Below are 14,128 nucleotides of genomic sequence, written 5' to 3' on the forward strand. Positions count from 1 at the left end.
CATTCGGCTTTGCCGACCCAATCAAGGGCCGAGCTCCACAACGAGGAGGCGGCGAATGGGACAAGACCTGAGAAGTCCCCGCGGTCCACGGTGCATTGCGCTGGTGGGCCCTTTCCAAAGCGGTAAAACCACTCTGTTGGAGGCGATCCTGGCGCGGACGGGCGTGATCCCGCGCGCGGGCAGCGTCGACGCCGGCACATCCGTCGGCGATGCCAGCCCGGAGGCGCGTCAGCACAAGATGAGCGTCGCCATGACGGCGGCGACCACGACCTTCATGGGCGACAGCTACACCTTCCTCGATTGTCCCGGCTCGATCGAATTCATCCACGACATGCGCGCGGCGCTGCCGGCGGTCGATGCCGCCATCGTGGTCTGCGAGGCCGACGAGAAGAAGCTGCCGCAATTGCAGATCATCCTGCGCGAGCTCGAGGAGCTGCGCATCCCGCGCTTCCTGTTCCTCAACAAGATCGACCGCGCCAATGCGCGCATCAGGGAGACGCTTGCCACATTGCAGCCGGCCTCGCGCGTGCCGCTGGTGCTGCGCCAGATTCCGATCTGGAACGGCGAGCTGATCGAGGGCTTCGTCGACCTCGCGCTGGAGCGCGCCTTCATCTATCGCGAGCACAAGGCGTCGGAAGTCGTTGGGCTCGAAGGCGGCGATCTCGACCGCGAGAAGGAGGCGCGCTTCTCGATGCTGGAGAAGCTCGCCGATCACGATGACGCGCTCATGGAGCAACTGCTGGAGGACATCCCGCCGCCGCGCGACGCCGTGTTCGACGATCTCGCGCGCGAATTGCGCGAGGGGCTGATCTGCCCGGTGCTGCTCGGCTCGGCGCTGCGCGAGAACGGCGTGCTGAGGCTGATGAAGGCGCTGCGCCACGAGGCGCCCGGAATCGCCGAGACCGCGCAGCGGCTGGGCGTGAAGGACGCGAAGGAGGCGCTCGGCTACGTCTTCAAGACGTTGCACCTGCAGCATGGCGGCAAGCTGTCATTGACGCGCCTGCTTTCGGGCCATCTCGACGACGGCGCGACGCTGCATGCCGCTTCGGGCGAGGCGGCGCGCGTGTCCGGCATCCTGGCTGCGACCGGCGCCTATGACAGCAAGCGCGCGGGCGCCGAAGCCGGCGACACGGTCGCGCTCGGCAAGCTCGATGCGGTCAAGACCGGAGATACGGTTGCGACCGGCAAGACGGCGCCGCTGCCGCTGGCAAAGGTCGAGGCGTGTCCACCCGTGCTGGCGCTCTCGATCGCCGCCGTGGACCGCAAGGACGACGTCAAGCTCGGCCAAGCCTTGCAGCGGCTCCACGAGGAGGATCCATCGCTGACGATGGTACAGAACCCGCGCACCCACGACACGGTGCTGTGGGGGCAGGGCGAGATGCATCTGCGCGTCGCGCTGGAGCGGTTGCGCGACCGTTTCGGCGTCAACGTGAAATCGCATCAGCCTGCGATCGGCTATCAGGAGACCATTCGCAAGCCGATCACGCAGCGCGGCCGCCACAAGAAGCAGTCCGGCGGTCACGGCCAGTTCGGCGACGTCGTGCTCGACATCAGGCCGCTGCCGCGCGGCGAAGGCTTCCGCTTTGCCGAGAAGGTGGTCGGCGGCGCGGTGCCGCGCAACTACATCCCGGCGGTGGAGGAGGGCGTTGTCGACGCAATGGCCCGCGGCCCCCTGGGCTTCCCCGTGATCGACGTCGAGGTCACGCTGACCGACGGCTCCTATCACAGCGTGGATTCGTCCGACCTCGCGTTCCGCACCGCGGCGCGGGTCGGCGTCGGCGAGGGGCTGCCGCAATGCCAGCCGGTGCTGCTGGAGCCGATTCACACCGTTGAGATCGTCTGCCCCACGGAAGCGACCGCCAGGATCAATGCGATCCTGTCGGCGCGGCGCGGCCAGATCCTGTCGTTCGACACCCGCGACGGCTGGCCGGGCTGGGATTGCGTCCGCGCGATGATGCCGGAGGCCGAGATCGGCGAGCTGATCGTCGAATTGCGCTCGGCCACGGCCGGCGCCGGCAGCTTCACCCGCCAGTTCGACCACATGGCCGAGGTGACGGGCCGCGCCGCCGACCACATCATCGCCTCCCACCGCGACGCCGCCTGAGCCGAACGCTCCGCGCCGAGCAGCACCGGCCCGTCATCCTCTCTCGGGATGGCGGGCCGGATCGCGTCGGGACCTTTGCTCGGGCGCGCAGGGAACAGTGGGCGAGGGCCGGTTCCAGCTTGCCTCCGAAAGCAATTTATGATGTATTTTACATCATTGTCTTTGTCTCAGACATCATTTATGGTGTCTGCTACGTGAGGCCATCGTGATCACGTCGTTCCAGATGCGAGCAGCCCGTGCGCTGCTCGGGATAGATCAGAGAACCTTGGCCGAGCTGGCCGGCGTGTCGCTGCCGACGATCCAGCGGATGGAAGCCTCAACGGGCAACGTCCGCGGCGTGGTGGACTCGCTGACCAAGGTCGTCGATGCGCTCAATCGTGCGGGCGTGGATCTGATCGGTGAGCATTCCCGCAGCGAGAATGGCGGGCGTGGTGTTCGCCTGAAGGACCCGGGGCCGCCCCGCCGCATGGGCCGTCAAACTGACATTGTGCGCGATGACGCGAGCTAGGCTCATCGCGCGGCACGGGGCCCCTGGGCGCTTCGTGTGGGACGCATCGTCGGCTGCGCCGCGGCCCGATGAGGCGACGGGAGCGTGACGGGCATGAGCATCGCAAATGAACACCGTTCGCACGGGCGGGTCGGACATCATGAGCCGACCTTCGCCGAGCTTTATTCCCCCAAACTCCTGACGGTCTTGCGCGAGGGCTACGGCCTCAGCGACTTTCGCGCCGACGCGCTGGCGGGCCTGACCGTGGCGATCGTGGCGCTGCCGCTGTCGATGGCGATCGCGATCGCCTCCGGTGTCTCGCCGGGGCGTGGTCTCTACACCGCCGTGATCGGCGGCTTCCTGGTCTCGCTGCTCGGCGGCAGCCGCTTTCAGATCGGCGGTCCCGCGGGTGCCTTCATCGTGCTGGTCGCTGCGACGGTCGATCGCCAGGGTCTCGATGGCCTGCTGATCGCGACGATGATGTCCGGCGTGATCCTGGTGATCGCAGGATATTTGCGGCTCGGCACCTACATCAAGTTCATTCCCTATCCGGTCACGGTCGGCTTCACCGCGGGCATCGCCGTCATCATCTTTGCCAGCCAGCTGAAGGATCTGTTCGGTATCACGCTTGCGGGCAAGGAGCCGGGCGAGCTGCTTCCGAAGCTCACGGCGCTCGCGCATGGCGCGCCGACCGCGAGCATGTCTGCGGTCGTGACGGCCGCGCTGTCGATCGCGATCATCATCGGCCTCAAGCATCTGCGGCCGACCTGGCCCGGCATCCTGATCGCGGTCGTGGTCGCGGCCATCATCACCTTCGCGCTGCAGCTTCCGGTCGAGACCATTGGGACGAAATTCGGCGGTATCCCGCGCGAGCTGCCGGCGCCGGCGTTGCCGGCGTTCTCGCTCGCCAAGGTCCAGGCGGTGTTCCCCGACGCGATCGCCTTCGCACTGCTCGGCGCCATCGAATCGCTGCTGTCGGCCGTCGTCGCCGACGGCATGACCGGCCGTCGCCATCGCTCGAACTGCGAGCTGGTGGCGCAGGGCTTTGCCAATGTCGGCTCGGCACTGTTCGGCGGCATCTGCGTCACCGGCACCATCGCGCGCACCGCCACCAACGTTCGCGCCGGCGCGCGCGGGCCGGTGTCGGGCATGCTGCATTCGCTGTTCCTGCTGGTGTTCATGCTGATCGCGGCTCCGCTCGCGAGCTACATCCCGCTGTCGGCGCTCGCCGCGGTGCTGGTGGTGGTGGCCTGGAACATGGCCGAGAAGCACGAGTTCGCCACCCTGATCCGATCGTCCTGGGGCGATGCCACGGTGTTGCTCGCGACCTTCGGGCTGACGGTCTTCCGCGATCTCACCGAGGGCATCCTGGTCGGCTTTGCGCTCGGCGCCGTGCTGTTCATCAACCGCATGGCGCAGATGACCGGCGTCGAGGACAGCACGCCGCTGGTCGCGCAGGACCGTGCGGATTTCGAGGACAGCGCGCGGGTGCCCTACAATCCCAAGCTCAGCACCGACAAGGACGTGCTGGTCTATCGCATCACCGGGGCGTTCTTCTTCGGCGCCGCCTCGACCGTTGGCACCGTGCTCGACTCGATCGCCGACCGCCGCAAAGCCTTCGTGGTCGACTTCGCCGCCGTACCGTTCCTGGATTCGACGGCCGCCAACGCCATGAGCCGCGTCGCCGCCAAGGCCAGGCGCCAGGGCATCCGCCTGTTCATCACGGGCGCGTCGCCGACCGTGCGCCGGGCGCTGCTGACCCACGGCGTGCGGCCGCCGCTGGTGCGCTATCGCGAGACAATCGAGCGCGCCGTGGCCGACATCAAGGGCAAGGAGACGGCGCCGGCGGACGTCGCCGATGGGCTCGCCGCGAGCTGACACGCGACCTCAACGCCGCGTCGCCGTTGGGGCCATGGCGCCTCTCGGCCGCTGCGGCGGTTTTCCGGGGGGCGACTGCCGAGCCCCAGCATTGACTCCAGCCGGGGCTTGTCCGATGTCACGGCCATGACCCTCGCCGCCAAACCCCGCGCTGCGTGCCTGATCGGCTGGCCTGCCGCGCATTCGCGCTCGCCTTTGATCCATCATCATTGGCTGCACGAGCTTGGCATTGCCGGCGGCTACACCATCGAGGCGGTGCCGCCGGAAGAGCTGGCGGACTTCGTCATGCATCTCGACCGTCGCGGCTTCGTCGGCGCCAACGTCACGATCCCGCACAAGGAGCGCGTGCTGGAGCTGAGCGAGCCGGACGCGCGTGCCCGCGCGGTCGGCGCGGCCAACACGCTCTGGTACGAGGACCGCATCCTGCGGGCCACCAACACCGACGTCGAAGGCTTCATCGGCAATCTGGATGCCGCCGCCCCAGGCTGGGACCGCACCGACGAGGCGCTGGTGCTCGGCTCCGGCGGCTCGGCGCGGGCCGTCGTGTTCGGCCTGCTCGAGCGCGGCATCGGCCGCATCCACGTCATCAACCGCACCGCGGCGCGCGCACAGGCCCTGGCTGATCAGTTCGGCAGCCATGTCGTTGCCGAAGGCTGGGACCGCGTCGGCGCGCTGCTGCCGCGCGCGGGCCTGTTCGTGAACACCACCTCGCTCGGCATGCACGGCCAGCCGCCGCTCGAGCTCGACGTCGAGCTGTTGCCGCAGCAGGCTGTCGTCGCCGACATCGTCTACGTGCCGCTGGAGACGCAGTTGCTCGCGGCGGCGCGGGCGAGGGGGCTGCGCACTGCCGATGGGCTCGGCATGCTGCTGCACCAGGCCGTGCGTGGCTTCGAATTGTGGTTCGGCCGCCGTCCGCAGGTCACGCCCGAGTTGCGCGCGCTGGTCGAGGCCGATCTCACAAGGGCTTGAACGCGGAATAAGCGCAGATGGTCGGCGTCTCATTGATCGAGCGTCCGCGTAGCCCCGCATTGGACGCGGATGATCTTCTCTCGCCCTCGGAGCCCTGCATGTCCGCTGGTCTCGTCCTGATCCGTTCCGTCGCTTCACTCGCCATGGTTGCGGCTGTATCCGCGCTCGCCATTGCCCAGCAGGCGCCGGTGCCGACGCGCGTGCGCGGCGCCATCGAAAGCGTCGACGCCGACATGATGACGGTGAAAGCCCGCAGCGGCGAGATCTTCAAGCTGCGCATGGCCGGTGATCTGCGCGTTTCGGGTGTCGTCAAGGCGCAGCTTTCCGACATCAAGCTGGGCTCGTTCATCGGCGCCACCACGGTGCCCGGCCCGGACGGCGCGCCGAAGGCGGTCGAGATCCACATCTTTCCCGAGGACATGCGCGGCACGGGCGAAGGCTCGCGGTCGTGGGACCTGAAGCCGAATTCGAGCATGACCAACGCCACCGTATCCGAAAGCTCGGTCTCGACCGACGGTCACTCGCTGCTCGTCAAATACAAGGGCGGCGAGAAGCGGGTCGACATCGCGCCGGACACGCCGATCGTGACCTTCGTGCCCGGCGACAAGTCCGAGCTGACGGCCGGCGCGAAGGTGATGGCCACCGTCAAGCAGTTACCCGATGGCTCGCTCGAGACCAGCCGCGTCAGCGTCGGCCGCGATGGGCTGACGCCGCCGATGTGACCCAGCTCATCTGGAGCGTATGCCGCATCCTGACAAAAGGTGTCGTCCCTGCGAACGCAGGGACCCATAACCCCAGGATGGAGTGTCGGGGCACGCCAGGGTGTCTTAGTCTGAGCAGATGCCCAAACGCACCATGCAGTGGCGCGACCGCCCGAAATAACTGACAGCGGTGGCTATGGGTCCCTGCGTTCGCAGGGACGACAGCTTTTGCTTGGCAAGCGCTTCGGATCATCACGGTGTGAGACCAGCGTCATGCTTTGTCCCAACCGGTTAAGTGTCGATCAATCCGCCAGCACCTTCCGGTCGATCTCGGCCACCGTGTTGATGCCGCACAGGCCCATCGTCGTCAGCAGCTCGTTGCGGATGATGTCGATCGCCTTGGCGACGCCGGCCTGGCCGCCGGCGCCGAGGCCGTAGGCATAGGCGCGGCCGAGCATGCACGACTTGGCGCCGAGCGCGAGCGCGCGCATCACGTCCTGGCCCGAGCGGATGCCGCCGTCGAACATGATCTCGATCTTGTCGCCGACCGCTTCCGCGATGCCGGGCAGCACGTGGATCGAGGACGGTGCGCCGTCGAGCTGGCGGCCGCCATGGTTGGAGACGACAAGCGCCTGCGCGCCGGTCGCGGCCGCGAGCTTCGCGTCCTCGATGTCGTGGATGCCCTTGATGATCAGCTTGCCCGGCCAGATCGAGCGGATCCAGTCGACGTCCTTCCAGTTCAGCGAAGTGTCGAACTGCGCCGCGGTCCAGGCCGAGAGCTTGGTGAGATCCTCGGTGTTCTTCACGTGGCCGGCGATGTTGCCGAAGGTGCGGCGCTTGCCCTGCAGCACACCCTGCACCCAGGCCGGCTTGGTGGCGAAGTCGAACAGCTTCGACAGCGTCCATTCCGGCGGCACGCTCATGCCGTTCTTGATGTCCTGGTGGCGCTGGCCGATCACCTGCAGGTCGACGGTCAGGCATAGTGCGCTGCACTTCGCAGCAATCGCGCGCTCGACCAGGGCCTTGATGAAGCCGCGGTCCTTCATGACGTAGAGCTGGAACCAGAACGGCTTCTCGACGCTGCCCGCGATGTCCTCGATCGAGCAGATCGACATCGTGCTCTGCGTGAACGGGATGCCGGCGGCCTGCGCGGCGCGGCAGGCGTGAATCTCGCCGTCGCCGTGCTGCATGCCCAGGAGGCCGACCGGCGCCAGGATCAGCGGCATCGATGACGGCTCGCCAAGGATCGTCGTCGACAGATCGCGCTTGGACACGTCGACCAGAATGCGCTGGCGGAATTTGATCTTCTGCAGATCGTCGCGGTTGGCCCGCAGCGTCTCCTCGGCATAGGAGCCGCGATCGGCGTAGTCGAAGAAGGCTTTGGGCACGCGGCGCTTGTGCAGCAGGCGCAGGTCTTCAATGCAGGTGACGTGTTTCATCGCGCTCTTCGACTCCCCACCGACGTCTCGTTTCTTGGGCTCGGCAGTCATCTAGCATCTTTGCGGCGCCTGCCAAATCCAACTTGGGAACCGCCACGGCGTCCGGGCAAGACACGCAAACTGCGAGCGTTCCGCAACAGGACGTCAGGGGCCGCCGGAGCGAGCACATTCCTGCTGCGGGGGCGCTCCGAGGGGGGCCCTCCGGAGCCGTCAGGTCGAGTGAAAAATTAGCCTTAACAATGACTTGCGGCGGCCGTGGCGGTTTCGTGGTAATGATTGATCACATTTTTTGAATCCATCTTAGCTTTAAGGCGACTATAACCCGCGGGCTGACCGGAGGGGCTTGCCATGTGATTCGCCCCCGCCGGTAACGAAATCCAGAAGCCGTTGCTGGGGGTCATATGAGCCGTAACTATTTCGGGACCGACGGGATTCGTGGCCGCGCCAACGGCCTGATCACGCCGGAACTCGCGCTCAAGGTCGGGCAGGCCGCAGGTCTTCTGTTTCAGCGCGGCGAGCATCGCCACCGGGTGGTGATCGGCAAGGATACCCGCCTGTCCGGCTATATGATCGAATACGCGATGGTGGCCGGCTTCACCTCGGTCGGCATGGACGTGCTGCTGGTCGGCCCGATGCCGACGCCAGCGGTCGCCATGCTCACCAAGTCGATGCGCGCCGATCTCGGCGTCATGATCTCGGCCTCGCACAATCTGTTCGAGGACAACGGCATCAAGCTGTTCGGGCCGCAGGGCTTCAAGTTGTCAGACGATGTCGAGAAGCAGATCGAGCAGCTGCTGGACGAGTCGCTCGACAAGAAGCTGGCGCAGAGCGCGAGCCTCGGCCGCGCCCGCCGCATCGACGGCGTGCACGATCGCTATATCGAATTCGCCAAGCGCACCCTGCCGCGCGACCTCTCGCTCGACGGCCTGCGCGTCGTGGTCGATTGCGCCAATGGTGCGGCCTACAAGGTCGTGCCCGAGGCGCTGTGGGAGCTGGGTGCCGACGTGATCTCGATCGGCGTGGAGCCGGACGGCTTCAACATCAACAAGGAATGCGGCTCGACCTCGCCGGAGGCACTGTGCCGGAAGGTACGGGAAATGCGCGCCGACATCGGCATCGCGCTCGACGGCGATGCCGACCGCGTGATCCTGGTCGACGAGCGCGGCCACATCGTCGATGGCGACCAGCTGCTCGCGGTCATCGCGCAGAGCTGGAAGGAGGATGGCCGCCTGGCGCGCGCCGGCATCGTCGCGACGGTCATGTCCAATCTCGGTCTCGAGCGCTTCCTGCAGGGGCAAGGGCTCGAGCTGGTGCGCACGCCGGTTGGCGACCGCTATGTTCTCGAGCGCATGCTGGCCGACGGCTACAATCTCGGCGGCGAGCAGTCGGGCCATATCATTCTCTCGGACTACGCGACCACGGGGGACGGCTTCGTCGCCGCGCTGCAGGTGCTGGCGACGGTGCAGAGGCTGCGCCGTCCGGTCTCCGAGGTCTGCCATCGCTTCGATCCGCTGCCGCAGATCCTCAAGAACGTCCGCTATCGCAGCGGCAAGCCACTCGACGCGGACGAGGTGAAGTCGGCAATCGACACCGGACAGAAGCGCCTCAACGGCCATGGCCGACTGCTCGTGCGCTCCTCCGGCACCGAGCCGGTGATCCGCGTGATGGGCGAGGGTGACGACCGCGATCTGGTCGAGGAGGTCGTCGACGAGATCGTTGCTGCGGTCGGCAACGCGGCTGCGGCCGCCGCATAATCATCAACCGTCATATTCGGCCTTTGCGGCCTGCCATCATCGTCTGATGGCAGGCCTTTTTGTTGGCAGCTTGTCGTCCTGCGCGCGAGAGCGGTGGGCTCGGGTCTGCCGGCGCGATCTGCGGCTCGTCGTAAAGCGGGCAGGGGCCAGGACAGGGCGATGCATCGATGAAATCGGCCAATCGCGGCGGGCAAGTCTGCCAATCTGTTACGTCGTGCCCGGGCTTGAGCCGGGCATCCACGACGTTCCTTCCGAGCGCAACAAGGACGTGGCTGGCCGGGACAGGCCGGCCACGACGATGTGGGAGCAGACGGCGCAAAACGCAGATCGCCATATGCGATCGCTCCGTCTGGAGAGAGGCGATATCGACAATTTTAAGTTGAACTAATTAGTTGATGATTACTACGAGGACGAGACGGAGATGACGAATTGTTAGGAGGTGTTGCGCGGTCGTTAACGGTTCTTGTGCGCTCAGGAAATATCAACCTTAATAATTAGGGTTAAGCGCCGCTTAAGCATTTGGCGCGATTGTACGGTCGTCAGTTGTGATGTGGGGCCGGATTCTCGATCGCCTCACCGGCCAAAGGGACGAAGCCAATGCGTAGCGTTAAGTCTTTGATCGCCGCCGGAGCGGCCTCTCTGTTTTCAACTCTCGCCTTTGCGGCCGACATGCCCATCGCGCCTCCTCCGGTCTACGCGCCGCCGCCGGCGGCCGATTTCGGTGGCTGGTATCTGCGCGGCGACATCGGTTTCAGCAATCAAAAGGTCAAGGACGTTCATTACTCGCGCGAGTCCGCCTACACGCCGATGACGTCGTTCAACCAGACCTCGGCGTTCGACACCGCGGGCATCTACGGCGTCGGCGTCGGCTATCGCTTCAACAGTTGGTTCCGCGCCGACGTCACCGGCCAGTATCGCGGCAATTCGAACTTCAAGGCCACCGACCGCTTCAATGCAACGGCGGGCGGCGTGCCCTACAGCGGCATCGACAATTACAGCGGCAGCAAGTCCGAATGGCTGGTGCTCGCCAACGCCTATGTCGATCTCGGCACCTGGTGGTGCGTGACGCCGTTCATCGGCGCGGGTGTCGGCGGTGCGCGGGTGACGATTTCGAATTTCACCGACACGGGCATCAACAACCTGCCGTTCACGACCACGAGCTTCGCGACGGCGCCGACCTCCTCGAAATGGAATTTCGCTTGGGCGGCCCATGCGGGTCTCGCCTACAACGTGAATCCGAACTTGGTGTTGGAGCTGGCCTACAGCTACGTCGATCTCGGTCAAGGGCAGACCGGCGTCCTGTCCGACTATGTCGGCAACACCACCGGCAACGTCTTCAAGTTCAAGGACATCACCTCGCACGACCTGAAGCTCGGCGTGCGCTGGAATTTCGACCAGCCTCCGCCGCCCCCGATGATGCCGCCCTTGATCCGCAAGGGCTGAGCCGAGCGGTCCTCATCACTGTAAACAATCAAGCGGCGCGGGCCTCCCGCGCCGTTTGGCGTTTCTGATCCCGCTGTTCGAACGCCTCCGCGCTGAAAGAATTTCCGTGCAGAGCGCTGCGACAACGAATGATTAAGGTTAACGCGCGATGATCGGAACAGAGAGTCAAGTGTTGATTGGAGCGTTGCGATGCGTAGCCTGGTGGTGGCGGTTTCGGTGTGCGGCATGATCTCCGCGGCGCAGGCCGCGGATTTGTCCGACCTTCCGATCCTGCGGGGCGGCCTGACCGAGGGCCTGAACAATTCGCGGGTCAACTGGGACGGCTATTACGTCGGCGTCCAGGGCGGCTACGGCTCGTCCGATGAGAATTTCAACGGCTCGACCAAGAACATCACGGCGGCGGTGCTTGCCAACACGCTGATCGAGAGCCAGATGCAGGTATCGTCGTGGAACCCCAATCTCGGCAAGCAGTCCTCGCGCGCATCTGGCTTCGGCGCCTTCGTCGGCTACAACAGTCAGTGGGACGACGTCGTGCTCGGCGTCGAGGCGAGCTATCTGCATGGCAAGTATGGCGGCATGGCCTCTTCGAGCCGCACGCTTGTCAGCACGGCCGCACTGTCTGACGGCAACTTTCACGCCGTGACCTCGACGCAGTCCTCGCAGATATCGATCACCGACATGGCAACGATCCGGGGTCGTGCCGGCTATGCAATGGGCTGTTTCCTGCCTTATGGGTTCTTCGGCCTTGCGCTCGGCAATGCAGATCTCGGCCAGTCCGTGACGGTTCAGGATCGCGTCAGCACCACTTTCCTGGGGACCTACACGCCGCTCGCGCCGCTCAGCGCCAACAACATTCAGCACAATCACCTGATCTATGGCTACAGCGCCGGTCTCGGCGTCGACGTCAATCTCGTCGGCGGCCTGTTTGCGCGGGCCGAATACGAATACATCCGCTTCACCTCGACCGTCGACACCAGCATCAACACGGTGCGCGCGGGCCTCGGCTACAAGTTCTGAGCTGTTTGCAAGCCTGTCCTGAAAGCTCATGTCCATCATGATCCGGCCTGCGCAACGCGACGACGTCGGCGCCATTGTCGCCATGCTCGCCGACGATCATCTCGGCCGGGCGCGGGAGCGTATCGAGCAGCCGTTGCCGCAGTCCTACTACGACGCATTCGAGGCGATCGTGCGGGACGCGAATATCACCCTGGTCGTCGCCGTGGAGGCGGACAGGGTGGTCGGCTGCCTGCAACTCTGCATCCTGCCCGGGCTCAGCTCGCAAGGTGCGTCGCGCGCGCTGATCGAAGACGTTCGGGTCGCAATCGACCGGCGCAGCCGGGGCATCGGCGAGCAGCTGCTGCAATGGGCGATTGCCGAGGCCCGCAGCCGGCGCTGCAATCTGGTCGAGCTCATGACGCATCAGAGCCGCACCGACGCACAGCGCTTCTATGAGCGGCTCGGCTTCGCCAAAAGCCATTTCGGCATGGTGATGCGGTTCTGATCTAATCAGAGCGGCAGGCGGTAGGCTGCGACGGCGTTCGGGCCGAAGGCCTTGTCGCGGACCTCGGCACCGAGCCGGGTCAGGCAGTGCTCGAGCGCCTGCTTGATTTCGCCATAGCTGCCGGCGAGCAGACACACCGGCCAGTCCGAGCCGAAGATCAGCCTGTCGGCGCCGAAGCAGCGTGCGACGTGCGCGACATAGGGAAACAGCCGCTCGGCATCCCAGTCGGTCCAGACGGCTTCCGTGGCGAGCCCCGACACCTTGCACCAGACATTGCCGCAGGCCCCGAGCTCGGCGATGCGATCGGCCCAGTCCTGATCGAACCCGGTTACGATCGGCGGCTTGGCGGCGTGGTCCAGCACGAAGCGTGCTCTTGGAAACGCGCGCACGGTCGCGATCGCCGCCGGCAGCTCGCGCGTGCGCACCAGCAGATCGTAGGTCAGGTCGTGCGCGAACACGATGTCGAGGCCGCGCCTGACATCGCCGCGATAGATCCACGCCGGATCGGCCTCGTCATGGACCTGGTGGCGGATGCCGACCAGCCTGTCGCCGCCGGGCAGGCCGCGCAGCCTGTCGATCGTCGACCCTACCGATGGATCGCTCAGGTCGACCCAGCCGACGACACCGGCGACGAACGGCGTCGCGTGCGCGACGCGCAGGAATTCCTCGGTCTCGTCGAGCGACGACCGGGTCTGCACCAGGATGCTGGCGTCGAGGCCATTTTCGGCGAGCAGCGGGGCGAGGTCGGCGGGACCATACGGACGGCGGATCGGCGCCAGCGCGTCGCCGGCCATCCACGGATAGTCGGCGCGGCCGGGATCCCAGAAATGCTGATGCGCATCGATGACGCGGCTCATGACGCCTCTCCCGGCAGCGGTGCGCGCGCATCGATCAGATTGCTGGCGCGCAGGTCGCGCCAGAACGTGTCGGGGATTCGCGCCTGCGCCAACGCGATGTTGTCGGCCGCCTCCTGCGCATTGCGCGCGCCCTGCAGGCCGACGGTGACGGCGGGATGGGCGAGACAGAACTGGATCGCGGCGGCCTTGAGCTCGGTGCCGTGTTGCTTGCACAGGGCGTCGAGCTGGCGCGCGCGGGCCACCAAGGCGGCATCGGCATCTTCGTAGTTGAACTTCGCCGGCCCGTAAGGATTGGCCAGGATGCCGCTGTTGTAGATCCCGCCGAGAATGATGGCGATGTTCTTCGCGCGGCAGATCGGAAACAGCGCCGTCAGCGCGCCCTGGTCGAGCAGCGTGTAGCGGCCGGCCAGGAGGAAGCAGTCGACCGGAACGGCCTCGGCGAAGCGCGCCAGCATCTCCGACTGGTTCATGCCGGCGCCGATCGCCTTGATGCTGCCGTCGTCGCGCAGCCGCTGCAGGGCACGGAAGGCGCCAGCCACGGCTTCGTCATAGTGGTCGTCGGGATCATGCACGAGCAGGATGTCGACGCGATCCAGGCCGAGCCGAACCAGGCTCTCCTCGACCGAACGCATCACGCCGTCGTAGGAATAGTCGAACTGCGGCCGCAGCGGCGGCGTGCCCTTATAGTGCGTATCTTCGCCCGACGCCGTCGGGTCCGGCCGCAGCAGCCGTCCGACCTTGGTCGAGATCACGTAGCTGTCGCGCGGCTGCCGGCGCAGAAACGCACCGAGCCTCTGCTCGGCGAGGCCGAAGCCGTAGAGCGGCGCGGTGTCGTAGAAGCGCACCCCGCGCGCCCACGCCGCAGCGATCGTGGCTTCGGCATCGCCATCGCTGACCGGCTCGAACAGGCCGCCGAGCGGCGCCGTGCCGAGGCCGAGTCGGGTGATGTCGAGCGGGCTCCTCCCGAGACGGACGCGTTCCATTGTTCTGTCCTT

12 protein-coding genes are annotated in these 14,128 nt (G+C 66.1%); 9 read left to right on the top strand and 3 right to left on the bottom strand.

Annotated elements, in window-relative coordinates; translation table 11 throughout:
* The first annotated feature begins 55 nt into the window (after positions 1-55).
* The 5 genes from QX135_RS20060 to QX135_RS20080 all read left to right on the top strand — a co-directional run bounded on the left by QX135_RS20060 (position 56) and on the right by QX135_RS20080 (position 6,160).
* Positions 56-2,104, top strand: a complete 2,049-nt coding sequence (locus QX135_RS20060) for an elongation factor G (protein ID WP_315771870.1) — start codon at positions 56-58, stop codon at positions 2,102-2,104.
* A 205-nt stretch (positions 2,105-2,309) separates the two neighbouring features.
* Positions 2,310-2,612 carry a helix-turn-helix transcriptional regulator gene (locus QX135_RS20065; RefSeq protein ID WP_315757334.1) on the top strand — a complete coding sequence of 101 codons (303 nt, stop codon included), beginning with the start codon at positions 2,310-2,312 and terminating at the stop codon, positions 2,610-2,612.
* A gap of 93 nt (positions 2,613-2,705) precedes the next feature.
* Complete coding sequence (locus QX135_RS20070; RefSeq protein ID WP_315784136.1) at positions 2,706-4,469, top strand: SulP family inorganic anion transporter; 1,764 nt, start codon at positions 2,706-2,708, stop codon at positions 4,467-4,469.
* A 126-nt stretch (positions 4,470-4,595) separates the two neighbouring features.
* The gene (locus QX135_RS20075) at positions 4,596-5,438 is read left to right on the top strand and encodes a shikimate dehydrogenase (RefSeq protein WP_315733927.1); all 843 of its coding nucleotides are present in this window, start codon (positions 4,596-4,598) and stop codon (positions 5,436-5,438) included.
* A gap of 143 nt (positions 5,439-5,581) precedes the next feature.
* Positions 5,582-6,160, top strand: a complete 579-nt coding sequence (locus QX135_RS20080; RefSeq protein WP_315784236.1) for a hypothetical protein — start codon at positions 5,582-5,584, stop codon at positions 6,158-6,160.
* A 281-nt stretch (positions 6,161-6,441) separates the two neighbouring features.
* Here QX135_RS20080 and QX135_RS20085 read toward each other — a convergent pair whose 3' ends face one another.
* Positions 6,442-7,578, bottom strand: coding sequence for an alpha-hydroxy acid oxidase (locus QX135_RS20085; RefSeq protein WP_315733926.1), 1,137 nt, complete (start codon positions 7,576-7,578; stop codon positions 6,442-6,444).
* 401 nt (positions 7,579-7,979) lie between these two features.
* Between QX135_RS20085 and glmM the strand changes: the two genes are divergently transcribed.
* The 4 genes from glmM to QX135_RS20105 all read left to right on the top strand — a co-directional run bounded on the left by glmM (position 7,980) and on the right by QX135_RS20105 (position 12,276).
* Positions 7,980-9,332 carry a phosphoglucosamine mutase gene (glmM, locus tag QX135_RS20090; RefSeq protein WP_315733925.1) on the top strand — a complete coding sequence of 451 codons (1,353 nt, stop codon included), beginning with the start codon at positions 7,980-7,982 and terminating at the stop codon, positions 9,330-9,332.
* A gap of 597 nt (positions 9,333-9,929) precedes the next feature.
* Positions 9,930-10,775 carry an outer membrane protein gene (locus QX135_RS20095; protein ID WP_315778051.1) on the top strand — a complete coding sequence of 282 codons (846 nt, stop codon included), beginning with the start codon at positions 9,930-9,932 and terminating at the stop codon, positions 10,773-10,775.
* A gap of 189 nt (positions 10,776-10,964) precedes the next feature.
* Complete coding sequence (locus QX135_RS20100; protein ID WP_315733923.1) at positions 10,965-11,792, top strand: outer membrane protein; 828 nt, start codon at positions 10,965-10,967, stop codon at positions 11,790-11,792.
* Positions 11,793-11,820: 28 nt separating this feature from the next.
* The gene (locus tag QX135_RS20105) at positions 11,821-12,276 is read left to right on the top strand and encodes a GNAT family N-acetyltransferase (RefSeq protein WP_316179872.1); all 456 of its coding nucleotides are present in this window, start codon (positions 11,821-11,823) and stop codon (positions 12,274-12,276) included.
* Between the two features lie 5 nt (positions 12,277-12,281).
* Here QX135_RS20105 and QX135_RS20110 read toward each other — a convergent pair whose 3' ends face one another.
* Positions 12,282-13,133, bottom strand: coding sequence for an amidohydrolase family protein (locus QX135_RS20110; protein WP_316179870.1), 852 nt, complete (start codon positions 13,131-13,133; stop codon positions 12,282-12,284).
* Positions 13,130-14,116, bottom strand: a complete 987-nt coding sequence (locus QX135_RS20115; RefSeq protein ID WP_316179868.1) for an aldo/keto reductase — start codon at positions 14,114-14,116, stop codon at positions 13,130-13,132. The genes QX135_RS20110 and QX135_RS20115 overlap by 4 nt, the downstream gene beginning before the upstream one ends.
* Positions 14,117-14,128 lie beyond the last annotated feature (12 nt).

The sequence above is a fragment of the Bradyrhizobium sp. SZCCHNR1098 genome (assembly GCF_032489375.1).
GTDB lineage: Bacteria > Pseudomonadota > Alphaproteobacteria > Rhizobiales > Xanthobacteraceae > Bradyrhizobium.